Below are 18,080 nucleotides of genomic sequence, written 5' to 3'. Positions count from 1 at the left end.
ATGTCGCTTGCTAAAGCGTCCTTATGGACGGCAGCCAGTACGCTGGTAAAAATTGGTGCGGGTTTGCTGGTCGTGAAGCTGCTGGCGGTGTCGTTTGGCCCGGCAGGCGTGGGGCAGGCGGGTAACTTCCGCCAGATGGTCACCGTGCTTGGTGTCCTGGCGGGGGCCGGCATTTTCAACGGCGTCACGAAATATGTTGCGCAGCACCATGACGATCCGACCCGGCTCCGCAAGGTCGTCGGTACATCTTCCGCGATGGTGCTGGGATTCTCTACGCTGATGGCGGTGATTTTTCTGCTGGCGGCCGCACCAATCAGTCAGGGATTGTTTGGTCATACTCATTATCAGGGGCTGGTAAGACTGGTTGCGCTGGTGCAGATGGGCATTGCCTGGGCGAATCTGCTGTTGGCGTTGATGAAGGGTTTTCGAGATGCGGCGGGTAACGCGCTGTCGCTGATTGTGGGTAGCCTGGTGGGCGTAGTGGCTTATTATGGCTGTTATCGCCTGGGAGGGTATGAAGGCGCTTTGCTGGGTTTGGCGTTAGTGCCCGCGTTGGTCGTTATCCCTGCCGCTATTATGCTGATTAAGCGCGGGGCGATTCCTCTGCATTACCTGAAACCCTCGTGGGATAACGGTCTGGCTGGACAGCTAAGCAAGTTTACGCTGATGGCGCTGATTACCTCCGTAACGTTGCCTGTGGCATACGTGATGATGCGAAACCTGCTGGCGGCGCAGTACAGTTGGGATGATGTTGGGATTTGGCAGGGGGTAAGCAGTATCTCTGATGCTTATCTGCAATTCATTACCGCTTCATTCAGCGTTTACTTGCTGCCGACGTTGTCGCGACTGACTGAAAAGCGCGACATTACGCGCGAGGTGGTTAAGTCGCTGAAGTTCGTGTTACCAGCAGTTGCCGCTGCGAGCTTTACCGTTTGGCTACTGCGTGACTTTGCTATCTGGCTGCTTTTCTCCGCAAAATTCACCGCCATGCGCGATCTGTTTGCCTGGCAACTGGTTGGCGATGTACTAAAAGTTGGGGCGTATGTCTTTGGGTATCTGGTGATCGCGAAAGCATCACTGCGGTTTTATATTTTGGCTGAAATTAGCCAGTTCATGTTATTGACGGTGTTTGCTCACTGGCTGATCCCTGCACATGGTGCGCTGGGAGCGGCACAGGCTTATATGGCAACGTACATCGTCTATTTTTCTCTTTGTTGTGGCGTGTTTTTACTCTGGCGTAGGCGGGCATGACTGTACTGATTCACGTTCTGGGATCGGATATCCCTCACCATAACCAAACCGTGCTGCGGTTTTTCAACGACTCGCTTGCCGCGACGAGCGAGCACGCGCGCACGTTTATGGTTGCCGGTCAGGATGCGGGATTCAGTGAGAGCTGCCCGGCGTTATCGCTGAGTTTCTACAGCGGGAAAAAAGCGTTAGCCGAAGCAGTTATTGCGAAAGCAAAAGCGAATCGCCAACAGCGATTCTTCTTCCACGGTCAGTTCAACACCAGCCTGTGGTTGGCGCTGCTGAGCGGGGGAATTAAACCGACGCAGTTTTACTGGCATATCTGGGGTGCTGATTTATACGAAGTCTCCAGTGGGCTGAAATTCCGCCTGTTTTACCCGATTCGCCGCATGGCGCAGAACCGCGTGGGCTGCGTATTTGCCACGCGGGGCGATTTACGTTATTTCGCCGAGCAGCATCCGCATGTACGGGGTGAGTTGCTCTATTTCCCAACGCGAATGGATCCTTCACTCAATAACATGAGCAATGATTGTCAGCGCAGCGGCAAGATGACGGTGCTGGTTGGCAACTCTGGCGATTGCAGCAATGAGCATGTTGCCGCGCTGCGTGCTGTCCATCAGCAGTTCGGCGACACGGTGAACGTGATTGTGCCGATGGGTTACCCCGCCAATAATGATGCCTATATCGACGAGGTTCGCCAGGCCGGTATGGCATTATTTAGCGCTGATAATCTGCAAATTTTAAGTGAAAAGCTGGAATTTGATGCCTATCTAACATTATTGCGGCAATGCGATTTGGGTTACTTTATTTTTGCCCGGCAGCAGGGGATCGGTACCCTGTGTTTGCTGATCCAGGCGGGTATCCCGTGCGTGCTCAACCGTGAAAATCCCTTCTGGCAGGATATGGTGGAACAGAATCTTCCAGTGTTATTTACCACGGATGATCTCAATGAAGGCGTCGTACGTGAAGCGCAGCGCCAGTTGGCATCGGTAGATAAAAACACGATTACCTTCTTTAGCCCGAATTATCTGCAGCCGTGGTATAACGCGCTGCGCATTGCTTCAGGAGAAACCGTATGAGCCTGATGCAATTCAGCGGTCTGCTGGTAGTCTGGCTGCTCTCTACCTTATTTATCGCCACGCTGACCTGGTTTGAGTTCCGCCGCGTACGTTTTAACTTCAATGTTTTCTTCTCATTGTTGTTCTTGCTGACGTTCTTCTTCGGATTCCCGTTAACCAGCATCCTGGTGTTCCGCTTTGATGTGGCAGTGGCTCCGCCGGAGATCCTGCTGCAGGCCTTGCTGTCAGCAGCCTGTTTCTATGCCGTCTACTACGTGACGTATAAAACGCGATTGCGTAAGCGAGTAGAGGGTAAGCCGCGCAGGCCGCTGTTTACCATCAATCGCGTTGAAGCCCATTTGACCTGGGTTATCCTGATGGCGATTGCGCTGGTGAGCGTGGGCGTCTTCTTTATGCACAACGGATTCCTGCTGTTCAGACTGCAATCCTATAGCCAGATTTTTTCCAGCGAAGTCTCTGGGGTCGCTCTGAAGCGTTTCTTCTACTTCTTCATTCCGGCCATGCTGGTGGTTTATTTCCTGCGTCAGGACAGCAAAGCGTGGTTGTTCTTCCTGGTGAGCACCGTCGCGTTTGGTTTGCTGACCTATATGATTGTGGGCGGGACACGCGCCAATATCATAATCGCGTTTGCCATCTTCTTGTTTATCGGCATTATTCGCGGCTGGATTTCTCTGTGGATGTTGGTCGCCGCAGGCGTGCTGGGTATTGTCGGGATGTTCTGGCTGGCCTTGAAGCGCTACGGAATGAGCGTTAGTGGCGATGAGGCGTTCTATACGTTCCTGTACCTTACGCGCGACACTTTCTCGCCGTGGGAGAACCTGGCGCTGTTGCTGCAGAATTACCACAATATTGAGTTCCAGGGGCTGGCGCCGATTGTCCGTGACTTCTACGTCTTTATTCCTTCCTGGCTGTGGCCTGGGCGGCCGAGTATTGTACTCAACTCAGCGAACTACTTTACCTGGGAGGTGTTGAACAACCACTCAGGACTGGCGATTTCGCCGACGTTAATTGGTTCGCTGGTGGTGATGGGCGGGGCGCTTTTTATACCATTAGGCGCGATTGTCGTTGGACTCATTATCAAGTGGTTCGACTGGCTGTATGAGCTAGGTAACCAAGAAACCAATCGCTATAAGGCGGCGATTTTGCACAGTTTCTGTTTTGGCGCCATTTTCAATATGATCGTGTTGGCACGTGAAGGGCTGGATTCGTTTGTCTCGCGAGTGGTCTTTTTCCTCGTGATTTTTGGCGTTTGCCTACTGATGGCAAAACTGCTGTTTTGGCTATTCGATAGCGCAGGACTCATCCATAAACGAATCAAGTCGCTGCCCCGGACACAAATTGAAGGATCGTAATGACAGATAATACAACTGCGCCGCTGTATTCGCTGCGCGGATTACAACTGATTGGCTGGCGCGATATGCAACATGCGCTGAATTACCTGTTTGCCGAAGGACACCTCAGGTCAGGAACGCTGGTGGCTATCAACGCTGAGAAAATGCTGACAGCAGAAGATAATCCTGAAGTGAGGGAGCTGATCAACGCCGCGGAGTTCAAATATGCTGATGGGATTAGCGTGGTGCGTTCGGTGCGCAAAAAATTCCCGCAGGCGCAGGTTTCACGTGTGGCCGGTGCTGACCTTTGGGAAGCGCTGATGGCGCGAGCTGGGCAAAACGGAACGCCTGTTTTCCTGGTTGGTGGCAAGCCTGAAGTTCTGGCGCAAACAGAAGCAAAACTACGTGCACAGTGGCGTGTGAACATTGTGGGTAGCCAGGATGGTTATTTTACCCCAGAGCAGCGTCAGGCGTTATTTGAGCGTATTCACGCCAGCGGCGCGCAAATTGTGACGGTGGCGATGGGGTCGCCGAAACAAGAGATCTTTATGCGTGATTGCCGCAAGACTCACCCTGACGCGCTGTATATGGGCGTGGGTGGCACTTACGACGTCTTTACCGGTCACGTTAAGCGTGCGCCTAAAATCTGGCAAAATCTGGGGCTGGAGTGGCTGTATCGCTTATTGTCGCAACCGAGCCGTATTACTCGACAACTTCGCTTATTACGCTATCTCCGCTGGCACTATACAGGCAACCTCTGACGCCCTCTCTCCTCTGATAAGTAGCGTGATCTGCTAATTACGCTACTTATTTACAACATAATCGCTGCTTTCTCGCACAATATATTCATTTTTTGAATGCTTTAATTGCCATTTAAGCGATTTTAGGAAACCATTCGCAACAATCATTCCAGTGCCGTGGAGTTTTGACGCCAACCGCTAAGCGGTCGGTGTCGTATGGCCTGTTATGACATAACAAGATGTACCCATAACGAGAACCGGTAATACCGGACAGCATGCAAACACAACAAGAGGATTTATGGCCGAGAACAAACCTGAGCTACAGCGTGGGCTGGAGGCTCGTCACATCGAATTAATTGCCCTCGGGGGCACTATTGGCGTCGGGCTGTTTATGGGGGCCGCCAGTACCCTGAAATGGGCGGGACCTTCGGTTCTGCTGGCGTATATCGTCGCCGGGCTGTTCGTATTTTTCATTATGCGTTCTATGGGGGAGATGTTATTCCTCGAGCCGGTTGCCGGTTCATTCGCTGTTTACGCTCACCGTTATATGAGCCCCTTCTTTGGCTATCTCACCGCCTGGTCATACTGGTTTATGTGGATGGCGGTGGGGATCTCAGAGATTACCGCCATCGGGGTGTACGTCCAGTTCTGGTTCCCGGAAATGGCGCAATGGATACCCGCACTGATCGCGGTCGGATTGGTTGCATTGGCGAACCTCGCCGCAGTTCGCTTGTATGGTGAAATTGAGTTCTGGTTTGCCATGATCAAAGTGACCACCATCATTGTGATGATCGTCATTGGGTTAGGGGTGATTTTCTTCGGTTTTGGTAATGGCGGTCAGGCGATCGGCTTTGGCAACCTGACCGAACACGGCGGTTTCTTTGCCGGTGGTTGGAAGGGCTTCCTGACGGCATTGTGTATTGTCGTGGCTTCTTACCAGGGCGTGGAGCTGATCGGCATTACTGCAGGTGAAGCGAAGAACCCACAGGTCACGCTGCGTAGCGCGGTAGGTAAAGTGCTGTGGCGTATCCTGATTTTCTACGTTGGCGCAATTTTTGTTATCGTCACTATTTTCCCGTGGAATGAGATTGGCAGCAACGGCAGTCCGTTTGTTCTCACCTTTGCCAAGATTGGTATTACCGCCGCGGCGGGGATTATTAACTTTGTGGTCCTGACGGCGGCGCTGTCTGGCTGTAACAGCGGCATGTACAGCTGTGGGCGTATGCTCTACGCGCTGGCCAAGAATCGCCAGCTCCCCGCCGCTGTTGGGAAAGTTTCTCGCCATGGCGTACCGGTTGCCGGCGTGGCCATTTCTATCGCGATCCTGCTGATTGGTTCGTGCCTGAACTACATCATTCCCAATCCGCAGCGCGTGTTTGTTTATGTCTATAGCGCCAGCGTGTTGCCGGGGATGGTGCCGTGGTTTGTGATCCTGATAAGCCAGCTGCGTTTCCGTCAGGCGCATAAAGCGGCGATTGCCAGTCATCCATTCCGCTCCATTCTGTTCCCGTGGGCGAATTATTTGACGATGGCGTTCCTGATTTGCGTATTAATTGGCATGTACTTTAATGAAGATACCCGAATGTCGCTTTTTGTTGGCATGGGTTTCTTACTGGCCGTGACGTTCATTTATAAGGTTTTTGGTCTGAATCGTCATGGCACAGCCCATAAATTGCGGGAATAAGCGACAAAACGCACAAACCATGACCAAACGATAATTTATTTTAAAAAAGCACTAGACAGAAGACCGAGACCTCCGTAATATCCAGCCCCGCAACGGCGCTAAGCGCCCGTAGCTCAGCTGGATAGAGCGCTGCCCTCCGGAGGCAGAGGTCTCAGGTTCGAATCCTGTCGGGCGCACCATTTAGTAGGGTGCCAGAGCTGCGGTGGTTTTAATACCGCGTAAAAGATTTGCAGTGGTGGCTATAGCTCAGTTGGTAGAGCCCTGGATTGTGATTCCAGTTGTCGTGGGTTCGAATCCCATTAGCCACCCCATTAATTTAAAGTTGTGAAATGCGAAGGTGGCGGAATTGGTAGACGCGCTAGCTTCAGGTGTTAGTGTCCTTAGGATGTGGGGGTTCGAGTCCCCCCCCTCGCACCACGACTTAAATAATTGAACTAAAAATTCAAAAAGCAGTAAAACGGCGAGTAGCGCAGCTTGGTAGCGCAACTGGTTTGGGACCAGTGGGTCGGAGGTTCGAATCCTCTCTCGCCGACCAATTTTGAACCCCGCTTCGGCGGGGTTTTTTGTTTTCTGATTTTCCCTTCTCTGCCTTTATTCCCGCGAATTACCTGATGTCTTAAAAAGTCCGAATACCTGGTTTTTGCAGTGCAATCGTGGCATGCCTTGTGCAATAATATGCAGGTAGATGCTCATTCCATCTCTTATGTTCGCCCTCTGGCCTCATAAACTCAGGAATGATGCAGAGCCGTTTACGGTGCTTATCGTCCACAGACAGATGTCGCGTAGCCTCATCAAACACCATGGACATAACGTTGAGTGAAGCACCCATTTATGTTGTCATACAGACCTGTTTAACGCCTGCTCCTTACCGAGCGGGCGTTTTTTTATGCATACACAAAATCCTTCGAGCTGCTTCTCGAATGATTTTGTGTATACGAGATGAAAAATATGTAGGCCCGGTAAGCGAAAGCGCCACCGGGCATTCAGGAGTTACTGCGGGGGATTGTTGTTCTGCAACGTCAACATCAGGCCATCACGACGCATGGTGGCGGCTTCTTCCGGCTGATGCAGTCTGTCCAGCGCGTCAGCAAGCCAGGCGTAGTCATAGGCATCCGGGCGCTGTTTGAGAGCGGCACGGAAGGCGAGCGTGGCTTCCTGCCATTCCCCATGCTTCATTAACGACTGACCCAGCGTACTCCACAGCAACGGGCGATCGCCCACGGCTTTAATCTGCTGGCGCAGCACTTTTTCTATCTGTTCCGGATTATTGGTTTTCAGACGCGGGATTGGCAGCACCAGGCGGTCATCGTACTGACGTTTCAAACCATCAATGATGACCTGCTGCGCCGTATCGTGATCGTCACACTCAATCAGATGTTCAGCCATTGCTACCTGCAAAGCAACCTGATGACGGGTTTTACGGTTCTGGTTTTTCCACCATGCACGCAGCCCCTCGCTGCCCTGATCGGCACGGACCTGATCCATCAAGCCAACCCATGCCTGTTGTTCCAGCATGGCGCGGTGCTCGTCATCACCCACATGCGCTTTTGCCATGGATGGGATAATATCCAGCAAGGAACTCCATGCGCCGGTGCGAATGTAGGCCTGCTCAGCCAGACGCAGCACTTCCGGATGACGTGGCGTTACTTCCAGCAGTTTGTCTATGCTGTGGCGTGCGGCGTGATTTTCATTACGCGCCAGTTGCAGGCGAACGCGAGCGATTTCTACCGGGATCGTATCATTTCCCGCCAGTTCGGCAGCACGCTCAAGGTGTTGGTTGGCGCGAGCTTCGTCACCGCGCTGCTGAGCCGCTTCTGCCGCCAGCAGGTAATTCACTACAGGCTGTTCTGCATGATCGGCATTTTTCGACATCAGCTTCTCAACCTGCTGATAGTCACCTTCTGCCAGTTTGAGCAGCGCCTGTTCGGTCTGCTTACGGGCGCGACGACGTTTACGACCCACAAACCACCCACGGGTATGTGCGCCAGTGCGGAAAATTCGGCGCAACAGCCATTCAATCGCAAACAGGACGACCATGGCGACGATCAGTATGATCACCAGGCCCGTCACACTGGTTTCGATATTGTAGTTATCCGTCTGGATCAACACGTAGCCCTGATGACCGGCTATCATCGGACCGACGACGATCCCGGCGATCAACAGCACAAAGAGCAACAATACTTTTAGCATCATTATTCTCCTTGCGGCGCGGTTGCCGGAGCGTCTGTCGAAGGCGCTGGCGCTGCTGCTACCGGTGCTGTGGCAGGTTGCGCCAGTAAATTACGTACGCGGGTCTGCATTAACTTGTCGAGAATAGCCTGACTCTGCAGCGTTTCCGGGACATCCATACTGATGCTTTGCTGGCTCAGTTGGTCTACTTCTTCAAGGAACGCTTTGGTCGCTGCATCGTCGGTGTCGTAGTAAGCACGCACCCATGTGGAGACATTTTCCAGCGCCTGGCGGTATGTCTCTTCCTGATGACGCGGCACGGCCTGGGCAGCCACTAACAGGCGGGAACGGATATTTTCACGTAAGTAAACGTCCTGGTTCGGTGCCAGCAGCGGTACGGCAGTTTCATCACGACGGCGCACGGTGATAAAGCTGTCCATAAAGTTCTGCCAGCTTTTTTGCAGATTGACGCGCCATTCGCTAATAGAGCTGGAAAGCTCGCTGCTGTCCGAGTCCATCGGTGAATCGTCGGTGTCGTTGTCGGCCAAACGCAGGTTATCGATCTGATTAGAGAGTTGATTCACTTTCAGGATAATGCCGTCATAGTCGACCTGAGTCACCGCGGAGAGGCTCGCGATATCGTCAGTAATCGCACGTCGCGCGGTAATTAAGCTCGGGTCGTTCATATCTGCCAGACTGGCATCGGCGCTTTTCAGCAGCGCCGCGGCGGTAGTGACGTCCTGATCGCTCCATAATTTGCGACCAGCCAGTTTCACCAGGAAATCAGCCTGCGCCAGCAGCCATGTTCCAGCATCGCTGCCGGAGATGGTGGCGACTTTTTGCTGGACTTCATCAAGCTGTTTGACCAGCGCGGCCTGCTGGCGAGTGGCTTCATCCAGCTGCGTTGCCTGCTGTTTAATAATGCCTTCCAGCTCAGCTTTTTGGCTTTCCTGCGCTTTTTGCAGTGCCGTCAGCTGGTTCGCCAGCGCATCGCTGGTTGCCGTTTGTGTTGTTGCCTGTTGTTTCCCCCAGCCGTACAGCCCAACGCCTGCTGCCAGCGCAATAGCAATCGCCACAGCGCTCAGAATCAGCGCGGTGCTGTTCTTACTCTTTTTTTCAGTATTAACTGGCTGTGACGTGGTTTCCACGGCCTCCCTGGTCTCTTCAACCACGGCGGAGGATTTTTCTTGTTCCGTCATTATGGCATCCCATTATGAGAGTTATTGTAATGCGCGTAGTAGCGCATCGTTGTCGGCGTTATCAGCGACCTTAATATCTTGCCAGCCCAGTTCCCGGGCGAGGTGCGCCAGACGCTCACTGACGACCAGCAGCCGACAGCGTAGTAACCAGTGCTCACGATACCACTGTGGAATGAGCGTCCAGAGTTGTTGTAGCATCTCTCCGCTAGTGACAACCACCGTGGTTACGCCACGGGATTGCCAGCGCATCGCTTCTTCTGCACCATCGTAATATTTTGCACTGCGTTGATAACATTCACAAAAATCGACATCGGCTCCGCGTGCCGTCAGGGTTTCACCTATCAGCTCACGGCCACCGTTGCCGCGTAATATAAGCGCGCGTTTTCCCGCAATATTTTGTAATTCAGGTAATTGTAGCAAGACTTCGCTAATTTCCCGATCCAGAGGGTAGTGAATATTGAAGCCGCTAACAGTATGCAGCGCCAGCGCCGTTGTACGGCCAATGGCAAAATACCGCGGAAGGGATGGCCAGCTTTTCTCTTGCTGCTGAAGCTCGGCATCTGCAAAGGTAACGGCGTGCTGCGAGAGGGCGAAGACCAGATCGTTCTCCGTCAGCGCCGACAGTCGGGAAGCAAGCGTTGCCAGTTCCCGACCAGGTGAAAACTCGATGAGCGGAAAACTCCAGGCCACCTGCCCCAGTGTGCGCAGACGGCTCACTAACTCTTCCCCAGCGGGAGACGGGCGGGTGACCAGAATACTCATGCGGGTGCTTCTCCGTTATAAACTTCAGCCAGAATGGCGCGCGCACCGTTCTCCAGCAGTTCTTCTGCCAGAGAGATGCCCATCTGTTCGGCATCCTGTGTGGCGCCGCGACGTTCTCCGCATACCATCTGTGAACCGTCTGGCGCGCCGACCAGCGCACGTAGCCAAATTTCACCGTCGATGATTTCGGCATAGCTACCAATAGGTACCTGACATCCCCCTTCCAGGCGGGTGTTCATGGCGCGTTCTGCTTTGACGCGTAGCGCCGTCTCTTCATGGTTGAGCGGCGCTAACAGCGCCTGAGTGCGCATATCATCCAGTCGACATTCTATGCCTACTGCGCCTTGTCCGACAGCGGGCAGGGAGACTTCCGGCGGCAGAGCGGTACGGACTCGCGACTCAAGACCTAAACGTTTTAATCCAGCGACCGCCAGAATAATGGCGTCATAATCGCCGTTATCCAGTTTGCTGAGGCGCGTGCCTACGTTGCCGCGCAGCGAACGGATGACGAGATCCGGGCGACGCTTCGCCAACTGGCACTGGCGACGCAAACTGGATGTCCCAACGATGCTGCCTGCGGGGAGTTCATCCAGCGTGTTGTACTTATTTGAGACGAAAGCATCACGCGGATCCTCTCGCTCGCAAATGGTGACCAGTCCAAGACCGTCAGGGAATTCAACCGGCACATCCTTCATGGAATGCACGGCGATATCGGCGCGTTTTTCCAGCAGCGCGACTTCCAGCTCTTTAACAAACAACCCTTTCCCTCCGACTTTCGCCAGCGGGGTATCAAGGATCACATCGCCACGGGTTACCATAGGAACCAGTTCCACGATCAGACCGGGGTGGTTTGCCATTAAGGCGTCTTTGACATAATGTGCCTGCCAGAGCGCAAGGGGGCTTTGGCGTGTGGCAATTCTCAAAACATTGTCTAACATGCTTGTTACCGTCATTATCAATCATTGACCATCCTAACATCCTTATCAAAGGGATGTCAGCGTTACGCTCAAACGTAAGTGAGAGGAAAGGCGCTGCATCATCACTGTCAGTGAATAATGACGAGAAAAACCTCCCGACCGTATGAAGGAATTTACACGTAACGAACGGTGCTACACTGGTATGTAGCGCATCTTTCTTTACGGTCAATGAGCAAGGTGTTAAATTGATCACGTTTTAGACCATTTTTTCATCTGTAACTAATAAAAGTGCAGGGGAAAAAGGTAACGGTTATTTTTGACATACGGTTTATCCGGACTGATGACGAGGGTGGTGAGCGTTTGCGCCGCCGCTATCGACGCCATGACGGATGCAACATCAGGCGATACGTCTTGTACCTCTATATTGAGACTCTGAAACAGAGACTGGATGCCATAAATCAACTGCGTGTGGATCGCGCGCTTGCTGCCATGGGACCTGCTTTCCAGCAGGTATACAGTCTGCTGCCGACATTATTGCACTACCACCATCCGCTGATGCCGGGTTACCTTGATGGTAACGTTCCCAAAGGCATATGCCTTTACACGCCTGATGAAACCCAACGCCACTACCTGAACGAACTGGAACTGTACCGCGGTATGTCGCCGCAGGACCCGCCGAAGGGCGAACTGCCGATCACCGGCGTTTACTCGATGGGCAGTACCTCTTCGGTAGGGCAAAGTTGTTCGTCTGACCTTGATATCTGGGTCTGCCATCAATCCTGGCTGGATAGCGAAGAGCGCCAACTGCTGCAGCGTAAATGTAGCCTGCTGGAAAGCTGGGCGGCCTCGTTGGGCGTGGAAGTCAGTTTCTTCCTGATTGACGAAAACCGTTTCCGTCACAATGAAAGCGGCAGTCTGGGTGGTGAAGACTGTGGCTCGACGCAGCATATCCTGTTGCTGGATGAATTCTATCGCACCGCTGTGCGCCTCGCGGGTAAACGTATTCTGTGGAATATGGTGCCGGGCGACGAAGAAGAGCACTACGACGATTACGTCATGACGCTCTACGCACAGGGGGTGTTAACGCCAAACGAATGGCTGGATCTCGGCGGACTCAGTTCGCTTTCCGCCGAAGAGTACTTTGGCGCCAGCCTCTGGCAGTTGTACAAGAGTATCGACTCCCCGTACAAAGCGGTACTGAAAACGCTGTTGCTGGAAGCCTATTCCTGGGAATATCCCAACCCACGACTGTTGGCGAAAGACATTAAACAGCGCTTGCATGACGGCGAGATCGTCTCTTTTGGTCTCGACCCTTACTGCATGATGCTGGAGCGCGTTACCGAGTACCTCACGGCGATCGAAGATCCGACGCGCCTGGATTTAGTACGTCGATGTTTCTACTTAAAAGTGTGCGAGAAACTGAGCCGTGAGCGCGCCTGCGTGGGCTGGCGTCGTGAAGTATTAAGTCAGTTAGTGAAAGAGTGGGGCTGGGATGACACTCGTCTGACCATGCTGGATAACCGCGCTAACTGGAAGATTGACCAGGTACGTGAAGCGCATAACGAACTGCTCGATGCGATGATGCAGAGCTATCGTAACCTGATCCGCTTTGCGCGGCGCAATAACCTCAGCGTCAGCGCCAGTCCGCAGGATATCGGTGTGCTGACCCGTAAGCTGTATGCTGCGTTTGAAGCGTTGCCGGGTAAGGTCACGCTGGTGAACCCGCAGATATCTCCGGATCTCTCGGAACCGAATCTGACCTTTATCCATGTACCGCCGGGTCGTGCCAACCGTTCGGGTTGGTATCTCTACAACCGCGCGCCTAACATGGACTCGATCATCAGCCATCAGCCGCTGGAATATAACCGCTATCTCAACAAGCTGGTGGCGTGGGCCTGGTTCAATGGCCTGCTGACCTCGCGTACGCATTTGTTTATTAAGGGCAACGGCATTGTTGATTTGCCGAAGCTGCAGGAAATGGTCGCCGATGTGTCGCACCACTTCCCGCTGCGACTGCCTGCGCCAACGCCGAAAGCGCTCTATAGCCCATGCGAAATTCGCCATCTGGCGATTATCGTTAACCTCGAATATGACCCGACGGCAGCGTTTCGCAATCAGGTGGTGCATTTTGATTTCCGTAAGCTGGACGTCTTCAGTTTTGGTGAAGAGCAAAAATGCCTGGTGGGTAGCGTAGACCTGCTGTACCGCAACTCGTGGAATGAGGTGCGTACGCTGCACTTCAACGGCGAGCAGGCGATGATTGAAGCGTTAAAAACGATTCTGGGCAAAATGCACCAGGATGCCGCGCCGCCAGATAGCGTCGAGGTCTTCTGCTATAGCCAGCATCTGCGCGGTTTAATTCGTACCCGCGTTCAGCAACTGGTGTCTGAGTGCATCGAATTACGCCTCTCCAGCACCCGTCAGGAAACCGGACGTTTCAAAGCGCTGCGTGTTTCCGGCCAGACGTGGGGATTGTTCTTCGAGCGCCTGAACGTTTCGGTGCAGAAGCTGGAAAACGCGATTGAATTCTATGGCGCGATTTCACATAACAAACTGCACGGGCTTTCCGTCCAGGTTGAGACCAACCATGTGAAACTGCCGTCGGTGGTAGACGGTTTTGCCAGTGAAGGGATTATTCAGTTCTTTTTCGAAGAAACGGGTGATGAGCAGGGCTTTAATATCTACATTCTGGACGAAAGCAATCGGGCTGAGGTGTATCACCACTGCGAAGGTAGTAAAGAGGAACTGGTACGCGACGTCAGCCGTTTCTACTCATCGTCGCACGATCGTTTTACCTACGGCTCCAGCTTCATCAACTTTAACCTGCCGCAGTTCTATCAGATTGTGAAAACCGACGGGCGCGCGCAGGTGATTCCGTTCCGCACCCAGCCGATTAGCGCTGTTCCGCCCGTCAATCAGGATAACGACGCGCCGCAGTTGCAGCAGTATTTCTCTTAAGCATAGTGCCGGATGGCGGTGTAAACACCTTATCCGGCCTCCAAATGCGCGAGATACCCAGGCCGGATAAGCGAAGCGCATCCGGCAATCACACTTAGTGGAAGCTCACCTCTTCACCTGCCTGCTGCGTTGCCGCCTGTTCCAGCAGATCCCAGAACGTTTCGCCGCTTCGGTCGCAGATCCACTCGTCGCCTTTCAGGTCAAAGTGGTAGCCGCCCTGTTTGGTCGCCAGCCATACCTGGTGCAGCGGCTCCTGACGGTTAATGATAATTTTGCTGCCGTTTTCGAAACTGATGGTCAGAACGCCGCCGTTGATCTCACAATCAATATCGCTGTCGCCATCCCAGTCATCCAGACGTTCTTCAATGGTCATCCACAGGGTGTCAGCAAGGCGATGAAATTCACTGTCGTTCATTTTCTTATCCTATTTTTCGTGATGCCCGCAGTATAACGTGGAATAAATCGCGATGCAGTTTTTAGCCAAACTCTTGCTTTTACGCCTTCTCCTGCGATGATAGAAAACAGAAAGCATGAACTTTACAGGCAATCAATAATGAAAAACGTGTTAAAGCCACTCGCTGTCATTTTTACTCTGTTCAGCCTGACGGGCTGTGGGCTAAAAGGCCCGCTCTATTTCCCGCCAGCTGATAAAACCGCGCCGCCTCCGACCAAGAGCGTTCAGCCGCAATCGCAATCCACCACGCCTGAGAAAAACGATCGTGGGATTAGTGATGGGCCTTCTCAGGTGAATTACTAACGGCAGGAATAGATTTTACATTTCTGTACCCGCGTGAACGGAGTGAATGATGCAATTCTCTAAAATGCATGGCCTTGGCAACGATTTTATGGTCGTCGACGCGGTAACGCAGAATGTCTTTTTCTCACCAGAGCTGATCCGCCGCCTGGCCGACAGACATCTCGGCGTTGGATTTGATCAACTGCTGGTGGTTGAACCTCCGTATGATCCGGAGCTGGATTTCCACTACCGTATTTTTAATGCCGACGGCAGTGAAGTGTCACAGTGCGGCAATGGCGCCCGCTGTTTTGCTCGTTTTGTTCGCCTGAAAGGGCTGACCAATAAGCGCGATATTCGCGTCAGTACCGCGAATGGTCGTATGGTATTAACCGTAACCGACGACGAGCTGGTGCGGGTGAATATGGGCGAACCCAATTTTGAACCCTCGCAGGTGCCTTTTCGCGCTAACAAAGCAGAGAAGACCTATATTATGCGCGTGGCCGAACAGACAGTATTGTGCGGCGTGGTTTCAATGGGGAACCCGCACTGCGTGATTCAGGTTGATGATGTTGATACGGCCACGGTAGAAACACTGGGACCGGTTCTGGAAAGCCATGAACGCTTCCCTGAACGCGCCAACATCGGATTTATGCAGGTGGTAAAACGCGAGCATATCCGACTGCGCGTCTATGAGCGCGGCGCGGGTGAAACGCAGGCCTGCGGCAGCGGTGCATGCGCAGCCGTTGCAGTCGGTATCCAGCAGGGGCTGCTGGCAGAAGAAGTGAGGGTGGAATTACCGGGCGGTCGACTTGATATCGCCTGGAAAGGTCCGGGTCATCCGCTGTATATGACTGGCCCGGCGGCACATGTCTACGACGGATTTATTCACTTATGAAGCAACCAGGGGAAGAACTACAGGAAACGCTCATGGAGCTCGACGATCGGGCGGTCGTCGATTATCTGCAACGTAATCCTGAGTTTTTTATCCGTAATGCCCAGGCCGTTGAAGCGATGCGAGTTCCGCACCCAGTGCGGGGCACGGTCTCTTTAGTGGAATGGCATATGGCGCGGGCGCGTAATCATATTAACGTGCTGGAAGAGAACATGGCGTTGTTGATGGAACAAGCCAACGCCAATGAAAGCCTGTTCTATCGTCTGTTAAGTCTGCAAGGCCGGCTGGTGTCGGCCAGCAGTCTTGACGACATGCTGATGCGCTTGCATCGCTGGGCGCGTGAGCTAGGGCTGGCCGGAGCGACGGTTCGTCTTTTCCCGGATCGCTGGCGACTTGGCGCGCCATCAAAATTCACCCATCTGGCATTAAGCCGTCAGGCTTTTGAACCGTTGCGTATCCAGCGTTTGGGCCAGTCGCAGCACTATCTTGGGCCGCTTAATGGTCCGGAATTGCTGGTGATGATGCCGGAGGCGAAAGCCATCGGCTCAGTCGCGATGTCGATGCTCGGGCAGGATGGATCCCTTGGCGTGATGCTGTTTAGCAGTCGTGATGTTAATCATTACCAGCAGGGGCAAGGCACGCAATTGCTGCAGGAAATCTCGCTGATGTTGCCGGAGCTGCTGGAGCGCTGGATTGAACGCGTATGACCGATTCACCCCTTTCTCAGGATGTGGCGCGCTTTTTGCGCTATCTGGGCGTTGAGCGTCAGCTTAGCCCGATCACCTTGCTTAATTATCAGCGTCAGCTTGATGCCATCATTGCGTTAGCCGGAGAGACCGGTCTGCAAAGCTGGCAACAATGTGATGCGCTCATGGTCCGCAGTTTTGCTGTTCGCAGCCGTCGTAAAGGACTGGGGCCGGCGAGTCTGGCACTGCGTCTCTCCGCGTTACGCAGTTTCTTCGACTGGCTGGTTAATCAGGGCGAACTGAAAGCCAATCCGGCAAAAAGCGTTTCCGCGCCGAAAGCACCGCGTCATCTGCCTAAAAATATCGATGTCGACGACGTTAATCGTCTGCTGGATATCGATCTCAACGACCCCCTTGCCGTGCGTGATAGAGCGATGCTGGAAGTGATGTACGGCGCGGGTCTGCGTTTATCTGAACTGGTTGGGCTGGATATTAAACATCTCGATCTCGACACCGGCGAAGTGTGGGTGATGGGTAAGGGCAGTAAAGAGCGTCGCCTGCCGATTGGCCGCAATGCGGTGGCGTGGATTGAGCACTGGCTGGATCTACGCGGACTCTTTGGCTGCGATGACGATGCGCTATTTCTGTCAAAACTGGGCAAACGCATCTCGGCGCGTAACGTGCAGAAACGCTTTGCTGAATGGGGTATCAAGCAGGGGCTGAACAGCCACGTACATCCCCACAAATTACGCCACTCCTTTGCGACGCATATGCTGGAGTCGAGCGGCGATCTGCGCGGAGTGCAGGAGTTATTGGGTCATGCCAATCTCTCCACAACTCAAATCTATACCCATCTTGATTTTCAACACCTGGCTTCAGTGTACGATGCGGCGCATCCGCGCGCCAAACGGGGGAAATAATGCGTTTTTACCGGCCTTTGGGGCGCATTTCTGCGCTCACCTTTGACCTTGATGACACCCTTTACGATAACCGTCCCGTTATCACACGCACCGAGCAGGAAGCGCTCGCGTTTGTACAGAATTACCATCCGGCGTTGAATTCGCTGCAAAATAGCGACCTACAGCGCTTGCGTCAGGCCGTTCGTGACGCCGAGCCGGAAATCTATCACGATGTTACCCAATGGCGTCACCGGGCCGTAGAACGCGCTATGCTGGAGGCGGGTTTGTCAGCGGCAGAAGCCAGAATGGGGGCGAATGCGGCGATGATGAATTTTGCCAAATGGCGTAGCCGCATTGAAGTCCCACAGACGACGCATGACACGCTGAAAGCATTGGCTCGCAAATGGCCGCTGGTGGCGATCACCAACGGTAACGCGCAGCCGGAACTGTTTGGCCTGGGTGATTACTTTGAGTTTGTGCTGCGCGCCGGTCCCGACGGACGATCAAAACCGTTCAGCGACATGTACACGCTGGCGGCGGAAAAACTGAAAATGCCTGTGGGTGAGATCCTGCATGTGGGTGATGACCTGACGACAGACGTCGCGGGCGCCATCCGTTGTGGTATGCAGGCCTGCTGGATCAAACCAGAAAATGCCGACCTGATGCACACCGCTGACAGTCGTTTGCTGCCGCATATCGAAATTTCACAGTTGGCATCTCTGACCTCGCTGATATAATCACCAACAACTCTGTATAAATTCCCAGGGGTCCGGCTGGGCC

At 53.4% G+C, this 18,080-nt stretch carries 16 protein-coding genes and 4 tRNA genes; 15 read left to right on the top strand and 5 right to left on the bottom strand.

The features are described 5' to 3' along the window. The 9 genes from wzxE (at position 1) to SK33_RS23275 (ending at position 6,617) form a co-directional block, all read left to right on the top strand. Positions 1-1,251 (top strand): lipid III flippase WzxE, encoded by a 1,251-nt coding sequence (wzxE, locus tag SK33_RS23315; RefSeq protein WP_003017971.1) that lies wholly within the window; start codon positions 1-3, stop codon positions 1,249-1,251. Beyond that, positions 1,248-2,327 carry a TDP-N-acetylfucosamine:lipid II N-acetylfucosaminyltransferase gene (locus tag SK33_RS23310; protein ID WP_003017969.1) on the top strand — a complete coding sequence of 360 codons (1,080 nt, stop codon included), beginning with the start codon at positions 1,248-1,250 and terminating at the stop codon, positions 2,325-2,327. Before wzxE ends, SK33_RS23310 begins: the two co-directional genes overlap by 4 nt. Further along, positions 2,324-3,679: an ECA oligosaccharide polymerase gene (gene wzyE, locus SK33_RS23305; protein ID WP_003017967.1), complete on the top strand. Its 1,356-nt coding sequence runs from the start codon at positions 2,324-2,326 to the stop codon at positions 3,677-3,679. Before SK33_RS23310 ends, wzyE begins: the two co-directional genes overlap by 4 nt. Then, positions 3,679-4,419 carry a lipopolysaccharide N-acetylmannosaminouronosyltransferase gene (wecG, locus tag SK33_RS23300; RefSeq protein WP_003017964.1) on the top strand — a complete coding sequence of 247 codons (741 nt, stop codon included), beginning with the start codon at positions 3,679-3,681 and terminating at the stop codon, positions 4,417-4,419. Before wzyE ends, wecG begins: the two co-directional genes overlap by 1 nt. Positions 4,420-4,696: 277 nt before the next feature. Next, a complete protein-coding gene (gene thrP / locus SK33_RS23295) occupies positions 4,697-6,082 on the top strand; it encodes a bifunctional threonine/serine APC transporter ThrP (protein ID WP_003017961.1) in 1,386 nt (461 codons plus the stop codon). 102 nt (positions 6,083-6,184) lie between these two features. Then, positions 6,185-6,261 (top strand) — tRNA-Arg (locus tag SK33_RS23290). A 56-nt stretch (positions 6,262-6,317) separates the two neighbouring features. After that, positions 6,318-6,393 (top strand) — tRNA-His (locus SK33_RS23285). A 20-nt stretch (positions 6,394-6,413) separates the two neighbouring features. Next, positions 6,414-6,499: transfer RNA gene (locus SK33_RS23280), tRNA-Leu, on the top strand. A 41-nt stretch (positions 6,500-6,540) separates the two neighbouring features. Further along, positions 6,541-6,617: transfer RNA gene (locus SK33_RS23275), tRNA-Pro, on the top strand. Between the two features lie 455 nt (positions 6,618-7,072). Here SK33_RS23275 and hemY read toward each other — a convergent pair. The 4 genes from hemY to hemC are packed head-to-tail and all read right to left on the bottom strand — an operon-like array spanning position 7,073 to position 11,150. Beyond that, positions 7,073-8,272: a protoheme IX biogenesis protein HemY gene (hemY, locus tag SK33_RS23270; RefSeq protein ID WP_003017958.1), complete on the bottom strand. Its 1,200-nt coding sequence runs from the start codon at positions 8,270-8,272 to the stop codon at positions 7,073-7,075. A gap of 2 nt (positions 8,273-8,274) precedes the next feature. Further along, complete coding sequence (gene hemX / locus SK33_RS23265; RefSeq protein ID WP_003017955.1) at positions 8,275-9,450, bottom strand: uroporphyrinogen-III C-methyltransferase; 1,176 nt, start codon at positions 9,448-9,450, stop codon at positions 8,275-8,277. A 21-nt stretch (positions 9,451-9,471) separates the two neighbouring features. After that, the gene (gene hemD / locus SK33_RS23260) at positions 9,472-10,212 is read right to left on the bottom strand and encodes a uroporphyrinogen-III synthase (RefSeq protein WP_005133323.1); all 741 of its coding nucleotides are present in this window, start codon (positions 10,210-10,212) and stop codon (positions 9,472-9,474) included. Then, a complete protein-coding gene (gene hemC, locus SK33_RS23255) occupies positions 10,209-11,150 on the bottom strand; it encodes a hydroxymethylbilane synthase (protein WP_003841203.1) in 942 nt (313 codons plus the stop codon). Before hemC ends, hemD begins: the two co-directional genes overlap by 4 nt. Before the next feature lie 390 nt (positions 11,151-11,540). Between hemC and cyaA the strand changes: the two genes are divergently transcribed. After that, complete coding sequence (gene cyaA, locus SK33_RS23250; RefSeq protein WP_003017946.1) at positions 11,541-14,087, top strand: class I adenylate cyclase; 2,547 nt, start codon at positions 11,541-11,543, stop codon at positions 14,085-14,087. 94 nt (positions 14,088-14,181) lie between these two features. On the opposite strand, the gene cyaY is transcribed toward cyaA, so the two are convergent. Then, a complete protein-coding gene (gene cyaY / locus SK33_RS23245; RefSeq protein WP_003017943.1) occupies positions 14,182-14,502 on the bottom strand; it encodes an iron donor protein CyaY in 321 nt (106 codons plus the stop codon). Positions 14,503-14,640: 138 nt separating this feature from the next. Here cyaY and lptM point away from each other — a divergent pair, with 138 nt between their 5' ends. The 5 genes from lptM to yigB are packed head-to-tail and all read left to right on the top strand — an operon-like array spanning position 14,641 to position 18,037. Further along, complete coding sequence (gene lptM, locus SK33_RS23240; RefSeq protein ID WP_003017937.1) at positions 14,641-14,844, top strand: LPS translocon maturation chaperone LptM; 204 nt, start codon at positions 14,641-14,643, stop codon at positions 14,842-14,844. A 49-nt stretch (positions 14,845-14,893) separates the two neighbouring features. After that, entirely contained in the window at positions 14,894-15,718 is an 825-nt protein-coding gene (dapF, locus tag SK33_RS23235; protein WP_003841207.1) for a diaminopimelate epimerase, read from the top strand. Then, positions 15,715-16,422 (top strand): DUF484 domain-containing protein, encoded by a 708-nt coding sequence (locus tag SK33_RS23230; protein WP_003017931.1) that lies wholly within the window; start codon positions 15,715-15,717, stop codon positions 16,420-16,422. The genes dapF and SK33_RS23230 overlap by 4 nt, the downstream gene beginning before the upstream one ends. Beyond that, complete coding sequence (gene xerC, locus SK33_RS23225; RefSeq protein ID WP_003841210.1) at positions 16,419-17,321, top strand: tyrosine recombinase XerC; 903 nt, start codon at positions 16,419-16,421, stop codon at positions 17,319-17,321. The genes SK33_RS23230 and xerC overlap by 4 nt, the downstream gene beginning before the upstream one ends. Next, the gene (gene yigB / locus SK33_RS23220) at positions 17,321-18,037 is read left to right on the top strand and encodes a 5-amino-6-(5-phospho-D-ribitylamino)uracil phosphatase YigB (RefSeq protein ID WP_003017925.1); all 717 of its coding nucleotides are present in this window, start codon (positions 17,321-17,323) and stop codon (positions 18,035-18,037) included. The genes xerC and yigB overlap by 1 nt, the downstream gene beginning before the upstream one ends. Positions 18,038-18,080: the final 43 nt, after the last annotated feature.

This window comes from Citrobacter sp. MGH103 (genome assembly GCF_001034475.2).
In the GTDB taxonomy this organism is placed as follows: Bacteria; Pseudomonadota; Gammaproteobacteria; order Enterobacterales; family Enterobacteriaceae; genus Citrobacter; species Citrobacter freundii.
The sequence above is the reverse complement of the archived record's forward strand: the minus strand, read 5'-3'. Positions and strand labels throughout refer to the sequence as shown.